General features: G+C 44.5%; 14 protein-coding genes. 11 read left to right on the top strand and 3 right to left on the bottom strand.

Annotated features, from left to right (window positions below; all coding sequences use genetic code 11):
* The first annotated feature begins 2 nt into the window (after positions 1-2).
* The 3 genes from DBR43_RS20935 to DBR43_RS20925 all read left to right on the top strand — a co-directional run bounded on the left by DBR43_RS20935 (position 3) and on the right by DBR43_RS20925 (position 4,406).
* Positions 3-1,427, top strand: coding sequence for an ABC transporter permease subunit (locus DBR43_RS20935; RefSeq protein ID WP_124584345.1), 1,425 nt, complete (start codon positions 3-5; stop codon positions 1,425-1,427).
* A 99-nt stretch (positions 1,428-1,526) separates the two neighbouring features.
* The gene (locus tag DBR43_RS20930; RefSeq protein ID WP_124584344.1) at positions 1,527-3,698 is read left to right on the top strand and encodes a TonB-dependent siderophore receptor; all 2,172 of its coding nucleotides are present in this window, start codon (positions 1,527-1,529) and stop codon (positions 3,696-3,698) included.
* 9 nt (positions 3,699-3,707) lie between these two features.
* Positions 3,708-4,406, top strand: coding sequence for an ABC transporter ATP-binding protein (locus tag DBR43_RS20925; protein ID WP_199757096.1), 699 nt, complete (start codon positions 3,708-3,710; stop codon positions 4,404-4,406).
* 57 nt (positions 4,407-4,463) lie between these two features.
* On the opposite strand, the gene DBR43_RS20920 is transcribed toward DBR43_RS20925, so the two are convergent.
* Positions 4,464-5,399, bottom strand: a complete 936-nt coding sequence (locus DBR43_RS20920; RefSeq protein WP_124584343.1) for a DUF6268 family outer membrane beta-barrel protein — start codon at positions 5,397-5,399, stop codon at positions 4,464-4,466.
* Between the two features lie 183 nt (positions 5,400-5,582).
* Here DBR43_RS20920 and DBR43_RS20915 point away from each other — a divergent pair, with 183 nt between their 5' ends.
* The 6 genes from DBR43_RS20915 (at position 5,583) to DBR43_RS20890 (ending at position 14,522) form a co-directional block, all read left to right on the top strand.
* Entirely contained in the window at positions 5,583-9,017 is a 3,435-nt protein-coding gene (locus DBR43_RS20915; protein WP_124584341.1) for a pyruvate carboxylase, read from the top strand.
* A 96-nt stretch (positions 9,018-9,113) separates the two neighbouring features.
* Positions 9,114-10,493: an arginine decarboxylase gene (locus tag DBR43_RS20910; RefSeq protein WP_124584339.1), complete on the top strand. Its 1,380-nt coding sequence runs from the start codon at positions 9,114-9,116 to the stop codon at positions 10,491-10,493.
* A 63-nt stretch (positions 10,494-10,556) separates the two neighbouring features.
* Complete coding sequence (locus tag DBR43_RS20905; RefSeq protein WP_124584336.1) at positions 10,557-10,952, top strand: hypothetical protein; 396 nt, start codon at positions 10,557-10,559, stop codon at positions 10,950-10,952.
* A 137-nt stretch (positions 10,953-11,089) separates the two neighbouring features.
* A complete protein-coding gene (locus tag DBR43_RS20900; RefSeq protein ID WP_124584334.1) occupies positions 11,090-11,959 on the top strand; it encodes a helix-turn-helix domain-containing protein in 870 nt (289 codons plus the stop codon).
* Positions 11,960-12,140: 181 nt separating this feature from the next.
* A complete protein-coding gene (locus DBR43_RS20895) occupies positions 12,141-13,904 on the top strand; it encodes a cbb3-type cytochrome c oxidase subunit I (protein ID WP_124584952.1) in 1,764 nt (587 codons plus the stop codon).
* A 75-nt stretch (positions 13,905-13,979) separates the two neighbouring features.
* Positions 13,980-14,522: a DinB family protein gene (locus DBR43_RS20890; protein WP_124584332.1), complete on the top strand. Its 543-nt coding sequence runs from the start codon at positions 13,980-13,982 to the stop codon at positions 14,520-14,522.
* A gap of 18 nt (positions 14,523-14,540) precedes the next feature.
* Here DBR43_RS20890 and DBR43_RS20885 read toward each other — a convergent pair whose 3' ends face one another.
* Positions 14,541-14,915 carry a hypothetical protein gene (locus DBR43_RS20885; protein WP_124584330.1) on the bottom strand — a complete coding sequence of 125 codons (375 nt, stop codon included), beginning with the start codon at positions 14,913-14,915 and terminating at the stop codon, positions 14,541-14,543.
* A 49-nt stretch (positions 14,916-14,964) separates the two neighbouring features.
* Positions 14,965-15,660, bottom strand: coding sequence for a LytR/AlgR family response regulator transcription factor (locus DBR43_RS20880; protein ID WP_124584328.1), 696 nt, complete (start codon positions 15,658-15,660; stop codon positions 14,965-14,967).
* Between the two features lie 189 nt (positions 15,661-15,849).
* Here DBR43_RS20880 and DBR43_RS20875 point away from each other — a divergent pair, with 189 nt between their 5' ends.
* Both DBR43_RS20875 and DBR43_RS20870 read left to right on the top strand, forming a co-directional pair.
* A complete protein-coding gene (locus tag DBR43_RS20875) occupies positions 15,850-16,314 on the top strand; it encodes a hypothetical protein (RefSeq protein ID WP_124584326.1) in 465 nt (154 codons plus the stop codon).
* Between the two features lie 311 nt (positions 16,315-16,625).
* Positions 16,626-17,090 carry a hypothetical protein gene (locus DBR43_RS20870; protein WP_124584324.1) on the top strand — a complete coding sequence of 155 codons (465 nt, stop codon included), beginning with the start codon at positions 16,626-16,628 and terminating at the stop codon, positions 17,088-17,090.
* The last annotated feature ends 99 nt before the right edge of the window (positions 17,091-17,189 follow it).

Genomic DNA, 17,189 nt, shown 5'->3' with positions numbered 1-17,189 from the left:
ATATGCCCTTATTTAAATTAATTTTCAGCTTTGAATGGCGACAATTTCTTCGTCAGCCTTCACAACTCCTGATCCTGATATTCTTCCTGCTGATTGGCTTTTATAGCCTGACTGTGGGGCATCACTTTGTAGGGCAACAGCTATCCGGGCTGGATACGCTGCTGAAAAACCAACAGGCTCATTTTAAGGAATTGCTGGAACGTTTTGATGCAGATACCAGTACAGCCAAAGGAAAGACCCTGGCTGCACAGGCAGGACTGCCGCAGGTGATCGAGTACCGGGCATCGCCGGTGGCGAGCAACCCTCCCCGGGGACTGGCATTGATGGCCATCGGACAAAGGGATATCCTTCCTTATTTTGACATCATTAACAGCAAACGGGACATCCTGACCCCACCAAATGCGGAGATTGCGAATCCGGAAAAGCTGGCTTCCGGTAATTTTGATTTTTCTTTTGTGCTGATCTATTTATTTCCATTGCTGATCATCATCCTTTGCTACGATCTTTTTGCTAAGGAAAAGGAGCAGCAGACAGACCGCCTGCTCAATGTGCAAAGCGGAAATCTAAACCAGATTCTGCTTCATAAACTGTTGTTCCGCCTGTTGCTGGTGTGCATGCTTGGGTGGGGCCTGAGTGTTGCCGGCCTTTTGATGCATCCTGCAGGTACTTTTTTAGCAGCTTCCGATGTATTGCTCTGGTTTTTCGTATTGACCCTTTATCTCTTATTCTGGTTTTCTGTTTGCTGGCTGGTTGTGGTGTTCCGCAAATCTTCCCGCATCAATTCCTTAGTCCTTCTCGGCATCTGGTTACTGCTGACTTTAATTCTGCCTGCCATCATGAATAAGTTTGCCGCATTGAAATATCCGATGCCTTTAAGAACCGAACTGGTATCCCATCAACGGGAAATCATGCTGGATACCTGGGAGATGCCGATCAAGGAATTGCTGGTATATTTTTACCGCAATAATCCCCGGTACCTTCCCTTAAAACAACCTTCAGATACTGCCCAATATGGAAATAAGAGGTTTGTGGCCTATTATGACCTGTTGGGCAGGCGGATGAATGAGAATATTAAAAAATACCATGCAGAAGCCAGGGCACACAACAGCTGGTTAAGCAAGACCGCATGGATCAATCCGGTAGCTCAAATGCAAAGCCTGATCAATGGAACTGCCCGGACGGATTTAAATGATTACCTGTTTTACCAGCAACAGGCCGGCAATTTTCAAAACCGATGGGTAAAACTGATGAACAGTTACCTGCTGGCCAATAAAAAACTAAGCCGGGATGAGGTACTGAAGCTCCCCGTTTTTCGGCCGGAAGAGGATCAAACCAGAACTGCGGGAATTTTCATCAACAGCTTATCCATCTGGCTGGTCATTGCCCTGATCTTATGGATTGCCCGGAAAAACAGCATACTCAAATAACCCGTACATAAATGAAACCATCATCATCTTGCAAATCACCTGACGAAATGAATATTAAGATGATGATAGCTTGATAACCATAAAAAACAATATACACTAATGAAAAAAATAATTTACTTAACCCTCCTTTATTTGATCTACCAGCCCCTTAGTTATGGGCAAAAAGCGGATACCGTATCCAGAAAAATCAACAAACTAAAGGAAGTCAATGTGGTCAAACAAAGAGTGGTCAAACTTTCTGCAGATACCCTGACCAATACCATGAAATTACAAACCCCTTTATTGCAGACGCCTCAGAATATTATCAGGGTTTCTTCCGCTTTGCTGCAGCAGCAAGGTGGCTTTGAGCTCAGGGATGTGGCCAGGAATGCGAGTGGTGTTTATTTCGGATACAACAGTACGCCTTTTGACAATTCCGCCACCGCTCAAATCCGTGGATTCGCTGCATTTACCACACTCAATGGGATGTCGCGTCGTTTCAGCTATGGGGCATCGATTGATGACGAAGCAATCATAGAAAGTATAGAGATTGTAAAAGGTCCTGCGGGATTTTTAAATTCCTTTGGTGAGCCGGGAGGGACGATTAACATTGCGACCAAGACACCGGGACAAAAACTATTGAATGTAGTGGTTAACGGTGGCAGTTTTAACCTCTTCCGGAGCTCTGTGGATATTGGTTCCCAGGTTCAGAGAAAAGGTTTTTCTTACCGATTCAATGCCGCCTACCAGCATAAGGATACCTATCTGAACGACCTGCGTACGGAGAAATATGTGTTTGCACCGGTATTGCAGTATAATTTCAGTCCGAATACCTATGTATTGGCCGAATATGATTTTATACGTGGAGTAAGTGAAAACGGATCGGCAATCGTCAAGGTACGCAGTGAAGCAGATATGCTTAAAGGACCTATACGTGTGAATTACAGTGCTGGCAGGGGATTGCCAATCAGCTATACCGAAAATCAAACCGGCAGAATTTATGCCATTCATAAGTTCAATGACAACTGGCAGCTGACTTCACAATCTTCTTATTTATTGGCTCCTTATACGAGCTGGAACATGACTTCAAAAGGAAGCATGGTGAATTTTAGCCCTGAGGGGCTGACGAAAAGAAGGGCCAGTTTTAACAGGGGCGCAGGAAAAACGTTTTCCAGCCAGTTGTTTGCCAATGGTAAAATCAAGACCGGACCGATCAGTCACCAGTTGCTGTTTGGTGCCGATTATACCAATAGCAGGGATTCCCTGGTCCTGAACAATGGTAAGATCGAATTTCCCTATGCTCAGGCAAATCCGGTAAATACCCTGGATCCCGATCAGGTCCGTCAAACGACACGCCTCACCAGGATCAACAACAATACCTTTTTAAAATCAGCCTTCATCTACGACAATATTGAATTGCATAAAAAACTGTTGTTGACGCTGGGTGCGAGGTACACCTGGTATACGAATGAGAAAACGACCACCAATGCCAAAGGGGTGGTTAAAACCAATAACTACAAGCAAAAAGCGCTTTCTCCACGCGCTACGCTGACTTATCTGATCGATAGTGCAACCACAGCTTTCTTTTTATTTGATCAGTCTTTTTTTCCTCAAAGCGGTCAGAAGGCGATTGTTAATGCTGCAAACGAACTCATCGGATCAGATGCCGTTGATCCTCAGCATGGGAGGAGTTTTGAGCTCGGGCTGAAAAGGACCTGGTTCAGCTCTAAATTGTATACGACTTTAACCGGTTTTCATACCGTTAAGAACAACGTTCTGGTTGCAGATCAGGCCCATCCCGGCTTTTCTCAGCAATTGGGCGAGGTGACGAGCAATGGAATAGAACTCGATATCATCGGAAACATCACCGATCAGCTTTCGTTGGTGACCAATTATACCTTCGTAAAAGCGACCGTTACTAAAGACGATGATGCTGCACGTGTAGGGAAGCAGCTGGGGCAGACCCCGCAGCAGATCCTCAATACCTGGGTCCAGTATAAGTTCCCTTTAAGGAATATGGCAAGCCTGAACCTGAGCGTGGGACAAACAACGATGATCAAAAGAAGCACTTCAGAAAAAGGAGAGTTTATTCCTGATTTTACCAAATTTGACGCCGGGATCAGTTATGTAAAAGACAAGTATTTCTTCCGTGCGATTGCGGATAACCTTACCGGAAAACGGTATATGTCGTCGGGTGATATCATTTCCAGTTATCCTTATGAAGGGCGTAATTTCTATTATATCGATGGAGATCCCTTTAACGTAAAATTCTCTGTAGGTATAAAATTTTAAGCCATCCTTATGATGTTACAAGCCATAGAACTGACTAAAAAATATGGGGACCAGATTGCCCTCGACCGCCTGAATCTGAGTGTGGAACCTGGTGAAGTGTTCTGTTTGCTTGGGCAAAACGGAGCCGGAAAAACCACCACTATCAATTTGTTTTTAGGCTTTACCGGAGCAAGTTCCGGGCAGGCTTTGGTTAATGGGATGCTGGTTTCTCCGAACCAGGCGGATACCAAACAGTTTCTGGCCTATATTCCTGAAGTGGTGATGCTGTATGCCAACCTGACGAGTTTGGAAAACCTGGATTTCTTTAGCCGTATCGCCGGATTTAAATATAAAAGAGAGGTCCTTGAGCAATACTTGCTTCAGGCGGGCTTACAGCCGGAAGCTTTTCATAAACGCGTTGGAAATTATAGCAAGGGGATGCGTCAAAAGGTGGGCATTGCCATTGCTGTGGCAAAAAATGCAGGCTTAATTCTGATGGATGAACCAACGAGTGGATTGGATCCCAAAGCCACCCATGAGTTCAGCGAAATTGTAAAACAGCTTTCAGCTGCGGGGAAAACGGTATTTATGGCTACTCATGATATCTTTAACGCCGTAAATGTAGGAACGAGGATAGGGATTATGCGTCAGGGCACATTGGTTCATACGTTAAATGCAAAAGACATCTCTGCGGGAGATCTCCAGAAATTGTACCTGGAAACGATTTAAATCCGAAGACCTGCTTAAACCTAAAAATGCCTTTCCAAATGGAAAGGCATTTTTAGGTTATTTTGAGGCCGGCTTTAGCCGGTAGCTGATTCCGGCATTTACATAGATATTACCATTTAGTTTATTGGTCGGTGTGCTTTTAAACATGTTTTTAATGCCACCTTCTTTAAGCTGGAAATTCCTGATGAACATATATCCTCCACCCAAAGTAAAGTCAAAACGTTTGCTTTTCCATTTCCCTTCTAATCCAAGCGGAAGTTCCATATAGTTGAGGTAACGCTTTTTAGGACTCAGTTTATTCTCCACATCGTAACTCAGGTTCCTGAACCTCAATGCCAGTTTCAACTCCATCTTCTTATTCGGCTCATAAGCGCTGCTGACTTCAGTTGGCAGGTCTATATTGAATTTAAATTTGCCCTCCGATCTCAGCTGAAAGGTAACTGCCGGTAACACGAGTGGTGCATTGGTGGCATTGGCAACAAAGACACCAAAACCAAAGGAAAACCTGGAGCTTTGGTTTTTTATAAACAGCAAACCTCCGCTAAGGAACAGGTCATGAATGTCGAATTTACGAAGGTCTGTGTTCAGGCCCAGCTGGACGACCTTCACCATTCCCCATTTTCTGCTGATGGAATGGTAGTTAACCACTGCAAATTGTGTGCTGAATAAACGGTTGGGCATCAGGTCATGTTCATTGGAGGGCTTGCCCATCCAGGTATAACTTCCATTGAGCATTGCGGTCCAGTTGTCCATTTTTCGGGTACTGGTATCTACTTTGTTGGAGATCATGAAACTATAGCCCAGGTCGATTCGCTTCTGGGTTTTTTCGGTGTTTTGCAGGTCGCCGTCTTTTTGCCTGTACTTACTTTCGGGGACATAGGTGGTATTGATATCAATGGTATTTAAAGGGGGTAACTGGGAAAATACATTTGTTGCTGATAAAATGAGCAGTACCATCAGCATGCTCTTTAATAGGGGATTTTTTTTCAACATGTCTTAGTTGTTTTCTGATCTGTTCAGGTATGTGACAACAGGTTCCCCTTTTACCCCTATTTGGAAGGAATGTTTATTTGGATAGTGTATTTTTTACAAGGTAACTGTCTGATATTAAATTGATTTTAATAGTGTTGGTTTAATTGGAATGTGATATTTTTGATACAATCTACAACCAAATTTATGAACATTAAGAAAGTACTGATTGCCAATCGGGGCGAAATCGCAATCCGTATTGAACGGGCATGCAGTGAACTGAACATCCAGACCGTGGCAGTTTATACTTATGAAGACAGGTATTCCCTCCACCGGTACAAGGCCGACGAAGCTTACCAGATCGGGGCCGATCATGAACCCTTGAAACCTTATCTCGACATCAAAGGGATGATTGCAATGGCAAAATATTCCGGAGCAGATGCCATACATCCGGGGTATGGTTTTTTATCGGAAAATGAGGATTTTGCTGCGCAGTGTGCGGAGAACGGAATTGTATTTATCGGTCCCCGACCAGATGTGATGCGGGCCCTTGGGGATAAGGTCACTGCAAAAAAGGTGGCTAAAACTGCAGGCCTGCCGATCATTGAAAGCAATGAAGTTGAGCTTAAGACCATTGAGCTCGCTTTGACTGAAGCCAACAGGATCGGTTATCCTTTAATGATCAAGGCCGCTTCGGGGGGTGGGGGAAGGGGAATGCGGATCGTACAAAACGACGATCAGCTGAAAAAGAGTTTTTTTGAAGCCAGGAGTGAAGCGAAGAATGCTTTCGGGGATGACACGGTCTTTCTGGAGAAATTTATCAACCGGCCGAGACATATCGAGGTGCAGATCGTAGCAGATAACTATTCGGAAGTGGTCCATTTGTTTGAACGTGATTGTTCTGTGCAACGCCGTTTTCAGAAAGTCGTGGAAGTGGCACCCTCTCTGAATTTAAGTCAGCAGACGAGGGATCAGCTGTATCATTTTGCCACCTCGATCGCAAAAGCCGTAAAATATAATAATGTAGGGACGGTTGAATTCTTAATTGACGAACAGGAAAATATTTATTTTATTGAAGTGAATCCCCGGATTCAGGTAGAGCATACGGTAACAGAAATGGTGACCGGCATTGACCTGATCAAAACCCAGTTGTTTATTGCCGACGGCTATCACCTGACCGATGCAGAAATTGGGATTAAAAATCAGGAAGCCATCCGTTGTAATGGTTTTGCCATGCAATGCCGCATCACAACAGAAGATCCGGCAGATAATTTTAAACCGGATTACGGCACTTTAATTACCTATAGAAATGCCACCGGATTTGGCATCAGACTGGATGAAGGAAGTACCTATCCCGGGATGAAAATCAGTCCGTTTTTTGATTCTATGCTGGTAAAGGTGAGCACCAGCGGACATACGCTGGACGATGCGGCCAGGAAAATGCACCGGGCATTGAGAGAATTCAGGATTCGGGGTGTGAAAAATAATGTGCAGTTTCTGGAAAGTCTGATCAGCCATCCCATTTTTATACAGGGAAAGGCGACTGTGAATTTTATCCAGGAACATCCGGAACTTTTTGAATCGAAAAGGAGGCTGGACCGTGGTACGAGAATCCTTACTTATCTGGGTGAGGTCTCTGTAAACGGGAATCCGGATGTCCGTGAGGTCGATGAAAATAAACGTTTTGAAAAGCCGGTTGTACCGCTGACAGCCCGGGCCGATTATCCAAAAGGAACCAAAGATCTGTTAACAGAACTGGGGCCGGAGGGATTTTCCAAATGGCTGAAAGCAGAAAAGAAAATACACTATACGGATACTACTTTCCGGGATGCCCATCAATCCTTACTGGCCACCAGAATGCGTACTTACGACATGCTCAAAGTGGCGGAAGGGTTTGCCAAAGACCATTCCCAGACCTTTAGTATGGAAGCCTGGGGCGGGGCAACCTTTGATGTCTGCCTGCGCTTTTTAAATGAAGACCCCTGGAGGCGACTGGAAAAATTGCGCGCTGCCATGCCCAATATTTTAATTCAGATGCTCATCCGTGGTTGTAACGGGGTGGGCTATGCGGCTTATCCTGACAACCTGATCGAATCTTTTGTAGAGAAGAGCTGGGAGAAAGGCGTAGACATTTTCAGAATCTTTGATTCCTTAAACTGGATGGAAAACATTGCGCCATGCATAGAAATGGTTCGTAAAAAGACAAATGGCCTGGCCGAAGGTGCATTGTGTTATACGGGAGATATTCTGGACCCTAAACGCAGTAAGTACAACCTGGAATATTATTTAAAGATGGCGAAGGATCTGGAAAATGCAGGAAGTCATATTTTAGGGGTTAAGGACATGTCTGGTTTACTGAAACCTTATGCCGCTAAAATTTTAATTGAAGCCCTTAAAGACACGGTTAAGATCCCGATTCATTTACATACACACGATACCTCTTCCTTACAGCCTGCAACTTACCTCATGGCCATCGAAGCAGGAGTAGATGTGATTGACTGTGCGCTGGGCGCGCTATCCGGCAGTACGGCACAGCCGAACTTTAATGCCATCGTAGAAATGATGCGCTTTCATGAGCGGGAAAATGCCTATGACATCAAATCTTTAAATGCTTATTCGAACTACTGGGAAACGGTAAGGGAGTATTATTATCCTTTTGAATCCGGATTAAAAGCCAGTTCGGCCGAGGTATTTGAACATGAAATTCCGGGCGGACAATACTCCAATTTAAAACCTCAGGCAATTGCACTTGGATTGGGGGATAAGTTTGAACTCATTAAACAGCGTTATGCCGATGTGAATACCATGTTTGGCGACATTGTAAAGGTGACCCCGAGTTCTAAAGTGGTGGGGGATATGGCCCAGTTTATGGTGGCCAACGACATTAGTCCCGAAGATGTTTTTGCCAGAGGGGAACAGCTTGCTTTCCCGGAATCTGTGGTTTCCTTCTTCATGGGGGAAATCGGTCAGCCTGCAGGAGGTTTTCCAGAAGCTTTGCAGCAAATCCTGCTGAAAGGGAAAACACCTTTTACCGACCGTCCGAACAAGCACCTCGAGCCATTGCATCTGGAAGCAGAATTTGAAGCCTTTAAGCTGGAGTTTGGGGATGATCTGACTTATACCATGTACCTTGCTTATAAGTTTTACCCTAAAGTAACAGCAGAAGCCATCCGGATATTCAGGTTGTATGGTGATGTTTCGGTGATCCCTACGCAGTATTTCTTTTATGGAATGAAGCCGGGAGAGGAAACAACAATAGAAATTGCCAAGGGCAAAACCCTGCTGATCCGCTTACTATCCATTGGCCCGCCAGACGACAAGGGGATGCGTACGGTTTTCTTTAAGCTAAACGGACAGACCCGAAATATCGAAATTCAGGATAAGTCGGTTAAGGTGACGACTGCCGAAAACCGTAAGGTAGACAAGCTGAACCCGGCACATATCGGCTCTCCGCTGCAGGGCTTATTGTCGAAAGTTTTCGTTAAAGCAGGGGATGCGGTGAAGAAAAACCAGCCAATGTTCATGATTGAAGCGATGAAAATGGAGTCCAATATTGCGGCAATAGCCGATTGTGTGGTGAAATCAATTGTACTGAAGGAGGGGACGATTGTCAATACGGACGATCTGGTACTTGAAGTATAAAGACAATCTCCGTTTAATACCAATTTCAGTCAAAAAAACACCAGTGGTTTAGCTGGCTTCAGTTTTACTTTTGCAATCCCAAAAAAAGGGATGGCTATGGAGAACTATTTGGAATTTATCAGCGGACATACTGCGCTGGAAAGTGCTGGTTTTGAGACTATGGACGATGCCCTGCATTTCCATGGGATAAATTTACTGGAGGTAATTGAAACGTATGGAACACCCCTGCGTTTCACTTACCTTCCTTCGATCAGCGAAAAGATCAGAAACATGCAGGCACTTTTTCGGCTCGCGATGAATGCTGAAAAATACAAGGGCAGCTATACTTATTGCTTTTGTACCAAGAGCTCTCATTTTAGTTATGTCCTGAATGAAGCATTAAGCAATCCGATTGGCATTGAAATTTCTTCTGCCTTTGACATTCCTCTGCTCAGCGCTTTACTGGCATCCGGCAAGATGGATCAGGATACGCTGGTCATTTGTAACGGATTTAAAACCGCAGCCTATCAGCAGGGCATTGTTGCGCTGATCCGGGAGGGAAACCGGAACATCGTTCCCGTTCTGGACAATAAAGACGAATTTCATTACTATACGGAGCAGATCGATCAGCCGCTAAACCTCGGCGTCAGGATTGCTTCAGATGACCGGCCGAGTTCCCAGCTGTATACCTCAAGACTGGGCATCAGAAGGGAAGAGATCCTGGACTTCTACCGCAATAAGATAGAGGGGAGGCCAAATTTCAGGCTGACTACCCTGCATTTCTTTATCGATTCGGGCATTTCTGATTCCCGTTTTTACTGGGAAGAGCTGGATAAACATGTTGCCTTATATTGTAAACTCAGTCAGATCAACCCCTGGTTAAGCACATTGGACATCGGTGGTGGAATGCCCTTTATGGATTCTTTTGATTTCAAATTCGACTACCTTGATTTTGTAACCCGCATCATCCAAAGGATTAAAGCCGTTTGCCATACTTTTGGCGTTGCGGAGCCAGACCTGATTACCGAGTTTGGGAAATATACCGTTGCCGAAGCATCCGGAATTGTATACAAGGTGCTGGGCCGCAAGCAACAGAACCACAATGAGAAATGGCTGATGCTCGATGGCTCTTTCATCACCAGTTTACCGGATACCTGGGCCATCGGACAACAATACCTGCTGCTGCCTGTAAACAACCTGGAAAGGGAACAGGAGCAGGTTTACCTTGGAGGGATGACCTGCGACGGGGATGATTATTACCATTCCGGGCACGATAAGATTTTTATGCCCAAAACAAGAAAGACACAGTACATCGGCTTTTTCCATACCGGGGCTTATCAGGAGGTGCTGAGTGGTTTTGGAGGGATTCACCATTGCCTGTTGCCGGGACCTAAACACATTTTGATAGACCGGAATAAGGATGAAACCTTAAATTACAGGGTCTTTGCAGAGGAGCAAAACAGCAAACAGGCACTGAAGATTTTAGGATATATTTAATCTATACCATTAATCCCTTAATTACTACCCACTGTTGACCAGACCGGATGCTAATTTTGGAGGATGAATCATTTTGCCGGTCATGGTGTACTCTTTCTATCTGCTTTTGCGCCTGCCGTTATTTTTATGAAACTGGCTGTGGACAGGTATGGCAGGCTGTGGTCCGGAACCGGGGATTGCCCTAAAAAAGAGCTGCTGGAAAATCACATCAGGATGCATTTTCAGTACCTGAGGAAAGAAATGGCGATCATCGGCAGGGGCAATGAGAAAATAGAAGGTTACTTCGAAGCCTATCCCAATGGGGAGTATTTCTTTTACCTTTCTGATCATACCGAATTCCTCCGGTTAAGAAAAGACCATTTTGGCTGGGCATTGGTCTGTATCTCTGATGGAGATGAACGCAAGCATAAATTTGTAATGCCCCTGATTCTTTACCTCGAAGCAAGGTTGTTCAACTGAGTCAGGAGGGTATCACTGCCATTTTGAACCATGTGCCCTGCCTGTCGGTAACATTTGCCCTGCCTGTCGGTAATAAGTACCATTAAACTAAGGTTTAATACCGCTTTTGGCAGGATTTAACCCAATAACTTTGTGGCATGATAAAACAGATTCCGGTTCTCGATTGCTGTACCTTATCCGGTTATAAAGAGGATGAACTGCTGGTAGATCATCTTGCCAGCTACCTGCACAAACACAGCAGCCTTGCCTTTCCACACCGGCATAATTTTTACCACCTGGTGTTGTTTACTTCCGGATCGGGAACACATTCTATCGACTTTACACGCTTTGAAGTACGGCCAATGCACATTTATTTTATGGTTCCAGGGCAGATCCATACCTGGGAGTTTGAAGGAAACCCTGATGGTTACGTCATCAATTTCAGCAGGGAGTTCTTCCAGTCTTTATTGCTGAGGCCTGATTTCTTAAATGGGTTTACTTTTTTGAATGGCATTGCACAAGACGGCGCATTCCAGATTCCTGCTCATCTGGAAGATGAAATGACTGCTTTTTTTGAGCGGATCTATGAGCAGGTGAACCAGGAGCAACCGCTGCAAAAGGATCTGGTGAGCGTGATGTTATTGTATGTATTCATGAGGATGGAGCAACAGGTAAGCCCTGCAGAAAAACACAAATTCCCGGTATACAATTATACCTTACTCCGGAACTTTCAGAAATTAATTGAACAGCATTTCACGAACCTGAGGCTGCCTAAAGATTATGCAGACCTGTTGTACATTACACCCAATCATCTAAATGCCTTATGCAAGGAATACCTGGGGATGCAGGCAGGAGAGGTGATCAGGAACAGAATCCTGCTGGAAGCAAAACGGCTGCTGGTAAGTCAGGACATGACCATCTCTGAGATTTCGGATGAGCTGAGCTTTAATGACAACTCTTATTTTACCAAGTTCTTTAAAAAACTCGTGGGCATGACGCCGGAAGAGTTCCGGAAGAACAAGGCCTAATCTTGAATCTATACCATATTATATGAGTTTGCTACCATAGATTAAAGTTCGTTTAAATGACTTTTGCAGGGTATTTATATTTTATCCGTCAATGCATACAGAAGTCACAAATTCCACTGCGGAACATCAGGAACATCCGCAATCATTTATCCGAAAATATATCTTTAGTACTGACCATAAAATGATCGCCAAGCAGTTCCTGATCACTGCGATCTTTATGGCGGTGATCGCCATGCTGATGTCCGTTCTTTTCCGGTTACAGTTGGCCTGGCCGGACAAAGAGTTTCCTGTTCTGGAAGTATTATTGGGAAACTGGGCGGAAGGAGGACGCATCAAACCAGACTTTTACCTGGCCATGGTGACGATCCATGGAACGATCATGATCTTTTTTGTGCTGACCAGCGGGCTGAGCGGAACTTTCAGTAACCTGCTGATCCCTTTACAGATCGGGGCCAGAGATATGGCTTCCCCTTTGATGAACATGCTTTCTTATTGGTTTTTCCTGGTTGCCTGTCTCGTGATGCTGGGTTCTTGTTTTGTAGAAACCGGGCCTGCAAGTGCAGGTTGGACCGTTTATCCGCCATTGTCTGTTTTGCCCAAAGCGATTTCAGGCTCTGGGCTGGGGATGACCCTTTGGCTGGTCAGCATCATTATCTTTATCATCTCCGGGGTGATGGGGAATGTGAACTACATCAGCACGGTGCTGAACATGAGAACCAAGGGAATGAGCATGTGGCGTCTGCCTTTGACCGTCTGGTCGCTTTTTCTGACTGCAGTGATGGCCTTATTGTCTTTTCCGGTATTAACCGGAGCAGTGATCCTGCTGATCTTTGACCGCAGTATGGGCACGAGTTTCTACCTTTCGGATATTGTGATCGGGACCCAGGTATTGCCGAATGAAGGAGGGTCACCGATTCTGTGGCAACACCTGTTCTGGTTCCTTGGACACCCGGAAGTATACATCGTGATCATGCCGGCATTGGGGCTCACCTCCGAAGTGATCTCTAACAACGCAAGAAAGCCGATTTTTGGTTACCATGCCATGGTCTACTCCCTGATCGGAATTGTGATCTTATCCTTTATCGTATGGGGGCACCATATGTTTGTGACGGGAATGAACCCCTTTCTGGGTGGGGTGTTTATGATCACCACGCTGATCATTGCCGTTCCTTCTGCGGTAAAGACCTTCAATTACCTGGCTACCCTATGGAGGGGGAACATCAGGTTTACACCGGCCATGATGTTTGCCATTGGGTTGGTTTCCTTCTTTATTTCCGGCGGGATGACCGGGATTTATCTGGGAAATGCCGTTCTGGACATCAACCTGCATGATACTTATTTTGTGGTTGGCCATTTTCACCTTGTGATGGGCTCAGCAGCAGTATTCGGGATGCTGGCAGGGGTATACCACTGGTTTCCCAAGATGTTCGGCAGGATGATGAATGAGAAATTAGGTTACCTCCATTTCTGGGTTACTTTTGCCTGTGCTTACCTGGTTTTCTTTCCCATGTACTTTTTGGGGCTGGACGGGGTACCGAGAAGGTACTATGCTTTTACAGAATTTGAATTCATGCAAAAATGGATGTCGGTTAATGTGTTGATCACCTGGGCGGCCATCATTGCGGCACTGGTGCAGGTGGCCTTCCTGTATAATTTCTTTCATTCGATTTTCAGAGGTAAGAAAGCAACGCAAAATCCATGGGATTCCAATACCCTGGAATGGACTACTCCCGTGGAACATATCCATGGAAACTGGCCGGGAGCACTGCCTGTGGTTCACCGCTGGGCCTATGATTACAGTAAGCCAGGACATGAGGAAGACTTTATCCTGCAAACGGTTCCTTTTTCCCAGACCATGTCTTCCAATCAGGCACATGACCTGGAGAACAATGCGGAGCTGATGGCGATTCAGGAAGAATACGAGCGGAAACAAAAAAATCTGTAGATTTTTTAATTTACACTGCCATAAGGTTGTCAGTGTCGTATATTTAATTTGTAGTAGAAAACAAACCAAATAATTATGACACCTGACAACCTTAATACTGCAACAGCTACAAATGCAATTACTTACTTAATGAGGAATTATGTGGCTTATAATGCATGGGCAAATACCACGCTGATCAATTGGCTGAGAACCTATCCGGAGGACGTACTGGATAAAGAAGTACGGTCAAGCTTTTCCGGTATCAAACCAACGATACTTCACATCTGGCAGACGCAGGCCTACTGGTTGTCGGTGATTAAAAAAGAAGCCTTTGAGCCGGAGGGCGAATTCGAAGGGTCGATAGAAGATGCTTTTGCGACGCTCATTCAGCAGTCGGAAGAATTTTCGGCCTATGTGCATCAGATGACCGCCGCATCTATTGAAGAAAATAACCTTGTGGTCAATCCATGGTTTAATTGTGACTTCGCCAACTTTGAATATATCCAGCAGGTGATGAACCACAGCACTTACCATCGCGGGCAGGTGACCACCATTTCACATCACCTTGGCTTAAGTGGCGCACCGATGACGGATTATAATTATTACAATATTTTCGGTAAGAAAAAAGACAGTCAGTAGTTGCGATTGCTCCATTCTTCAGGCATAGGAATGGAGCAATTCTATTGCTTCCGCCCTTGCTGCGTTACAGACCTTATCAATGGTTTCTATGTGACGTTTTAGGACTTTATATGCGGATTCCAATGCTTCCAATGCCTCCAGCTCCACTTTTAATTTTGTTTCCAGCCCAAGAATGGAAATGCTGGGCAGCATATAATGTGCACTTTGTTTCACCTTGCTGAAATCACCGGCGGCAAAGTGCTGCTTTAATAAGGCCAGGTCCTGAGGAATCTGCTCCACGAAAATCTGGACAATTTCTTTTTCAAAGGCCTTGTCGCCATTGCTGAGCTGCTCAATATAACTGAGGTCTATGAGTTGGTAACTTCCAGCGGTATAGGGAGTTTGAGCCGACATTTTACAGGGGATGAAATGTATAGATATTGAGCAAAAAACAAGCCAATTATCAAAGAATCTGCATCCTTTTATTAAGTGTTGCACGGTAGGCATCTGAAACAGGCACCAGACTTTTGTTGATGATCAGCGTACCCCCTTCGAGGGTATCTATTTTACTGACATTGATGATGAAGGAGCGGTGTACCCTTAGAAAGACACTGGCCGGCAATTTTTCTTCTACAGATTTTAAGGTCGTATGGACGTTGTAAAATCGATTGGACACATAAATTTTCACATAATCGCCCTGGGCTTCCAGATAGAGGATATTGTCCAGTTCCAGTCTTCTTACGGTACCGGAATCTCTGATGAAGATGAAATCTTCTTCTATAAGGTCCTGGGGTAAGATTTTGGTTTTCTGGAATTCTTTTGCTTTTTCTACGGATTGTAAAAATCTTACAGTAGTTACCGGCTTGGTGATAAAGTCGATCACGTCCAGGTCAAAGGCATCGGCGGCGTAATCTCTGTTTGACGTTGTAAAAATAATGAGCGGCCGTTTTTGTCCCAGGCTCTTGGCCAGTTCCATTCCGGTCATTCCAGGCATTTCTATATCCAGAAACAACAAATCAATGGGTTGTTCCAGAATCTTGATATAGGCTTCGGTTGCATTGCTGCATTCAGCAACCAATACTAACAGGGGATCCAGGCTAATCAGTTTTTTGAGCGTAGTCCGGGCAATTTTGTTATCGTCAACAATTAAGCAATTCATCGGGATTTCGTTAACCTATACTAATATAATTATAATAGATCGGAAAATGAAAGAGTCAAAAGCCTTGTTCACCGTTCATTTTATCCTTTCTGTCGATACCCCCTTCCTGTCTGCTTAAAAGGGTTTTACCTTTGGTTCATCAATCAATAAATAATCAACCGGAAAAACATAAACTAAAGAAAAAACATTATGAAAAACTTACTAATCATCTTAATCAGTTTATTCGCTTTTAACAACATTCAGGCACAGGGAATCATGAAAGATCCGGTAAGCTTTAAATTAAAAAACGGCGTAGAGGTTATCGTTGCAGAAAACAATGGCATGGGAAAAGTATTGGCATCTGTTAAAATCGAAGGCGGACAGCTGGCTTCAAATACCAGTGTTGCAATTGCTGATCGTGGTAAGGACTTTGGACCTAAAGTAAGTTTCGGTACCGATGAAGCAACTGTAGCTGCGGATACCGAAGATTTTGAAAATGCTTTTTTAGTAACCGCTGAAGCACTAACATCTGCGGACAGGAACCATGGAAGTCTGGTACCCGCAAAAACATACATCACCATTGCAGGCGACATTACCCTTGCCCAGGCAAAAGTACTGGCCAGGAAAGCATTTGGAGAATGGAAAGAAAATAGTTCATCCGAACTGGCAAAATAAGCTGGAGAGCGCAACAAAAGAGCAGAGGAACTCGAGGGGAGGATTTGCAGGTGGTTTAAGTACTTAGGTACTTACTCCATCTGCATTGTTGTTTAAAAGGCATTTTATCCGGACGATAGGAATGATCGCAGCAGTGGGGATTTGCCTTTACAAATGACCAAAGGGCAAAAATATCCGTTCACCGATCACTTTTGCCTTTCCGTCTATTCTGCCTTTCCTGCCCGGCAAAACCGGCATACCTTTGATGCATCAAGTAAAAACATCGACCAAAAATTCACAACCTAAAAAAACACAACCTAAAAAACATCAATATGAAAAACTTATTATTCATCATCATCGGCTTATTCACTTTCAGTAACATTCAGGCACAGGGGATCATGAAAGATCCGGTAAGCTTTAAATTAAAAAACGGCGTAGAAGTTATCGTTGCTGAAAATAATGGAATGGGAAAAGTATTGGCATCTGTTAAAATCGAAGGCGGACAGCTGGCTTCGAATACCAATATCTCAATCGCTGATCATGGTAAAGACTTTGAGCCTAAAGTAAGTTTCGGTACTGATGAAGCACATGTAGCTGCGGATACGGAAGATTTTGAAAATGCTTTTTTAGCAACTGCTGAAGCATTGACAGCTGCAGGCAGGAACCATGAAAGTCTGGTACCTGCAAAAACATACATCACCATTGCCGGTGATATTACCCTTGCCCAGGCAAAAGTATTGGCCAGGAAAGCATTTGGTGAGTGGAAAGAAAACAGTTCATCCGAACTGGCAAAATAAGCTGGAGAGCGCAACAAAGAGCAGAGAGATCAGAGGAGTGGATGGCAGGTGGTTTAAGTACCCAGGTATTTATCCCATCTGCATTGTTGTTTAAAGAGT

Source organism: Pedobacter sp. KBW06, from assembly GCF_003852525.1.
Classification (GTDB): domain Bacteria; phylum Bacteroidota; class Bacteroidia; order Sphingobacteriales; family Sphingobacteriaceae; genus Pedobacter.
Note: the sequence above shows the minus strand (reverse complement) of the source record. Positions and strands in the feature narration are given on the sequence as shown.

Bases quoted from the DNA above. Each gene is read 5' to 3' on its own strand.
- DBR43_RS20935 (WP_124584345.1), top strand. From the start codon at position 3: ATGCCCTTATTTAAATTAATTTTCAGCTTTGAATGGCGACAATTTCTT.
- DBR43_RS20930 (WP_124584344.1), top strand. From the start codon at position 1,527: ATGAAAAAAATAATTTACTTAACCCTCCTTTATTTGATCTACCAGCCC.
- DBR43_RS20925 (WP_199757096.1), top strand. From the start codon at position 3,708: ATGATGTTACAAGCCATAGAACTGACTAAAAAATATGGGGACCAGATT.
- DBR43_RS20920 (WP_124584343.1), bottom strand. From the start codon at position 5,399: ATGTTGAAAAAAAATCCCCTATTAAAGAGCATGCTGATGGTACTGCTC.
- DBR43_RS20915 (WP_124584341.1), top strand. From the start codon at position 5,583: ATGAACATTAAGAAAGTACTGATTGCCAATCGGGGCGAAATCGCAATC.
- DBR43_RS20910 (WP_124584339.1), top strand. From the start codon at position 9,114: ATGGAGAACTATTTGGAATTTATCAGCGGACATACTGCGCTGGAAAGT.
- DBR43_RS20905 (WP_124584336.1), top strand. From the start codon at position 10,557: ATGAATCATTTTGCCGGTCATGGTGTACTCTTTCTATCTGCTTTTGCG.
- DBR43_RS20900 (WP_124584334.1), top strand. From the start codon at position 11,090: ATGATAAAACAGATTCCGGTTCTCGATTGCTGTACCTTATCCGGTTAT.
- DBR43_RS20895 (WP_124584952.1), top strand. From the start codon at position 12,141: ATGATCGCCAAGCAGTTCCTGATCACTGCGATCTTTATGGCGGTGATC.
- DBR43_RS20890 (WP_124584332.1), top strand. From the start codon at position 13,980: ATGACACCTGACAACCTTAATACTGCAACAGCTACAAATGCAATTACT.
- DBR43_RS20885 (WP_124584330.1), bottom strand. From the start codon at position 14,915: ATGTCGGCTCAAACTCCCTATACCGCTGGAAGTTACCAACTCATAGAC.
- DBR43_RS20880 (WP_124584328.1), bottom strand. From the start codon at position 15,660: ATGAATTGCTTAATTGTTGACGATAACAAAATTGCCCGGACTACGCTC.
- DBR43_RS20875 (WP_124584326.1), top strand. From the start codon at position 15,850: ATGAAAAACTTACTAATCATCTTAATCAGTTTATTCGCTTTTAACAAC.
- DBR43_RS20870 (WP_124584324.1), top strand. From the start codon at position 16,626: ATGAAAAACTTATTATTCATCATCATCGGCTTATTCACTTTCAGTAAC.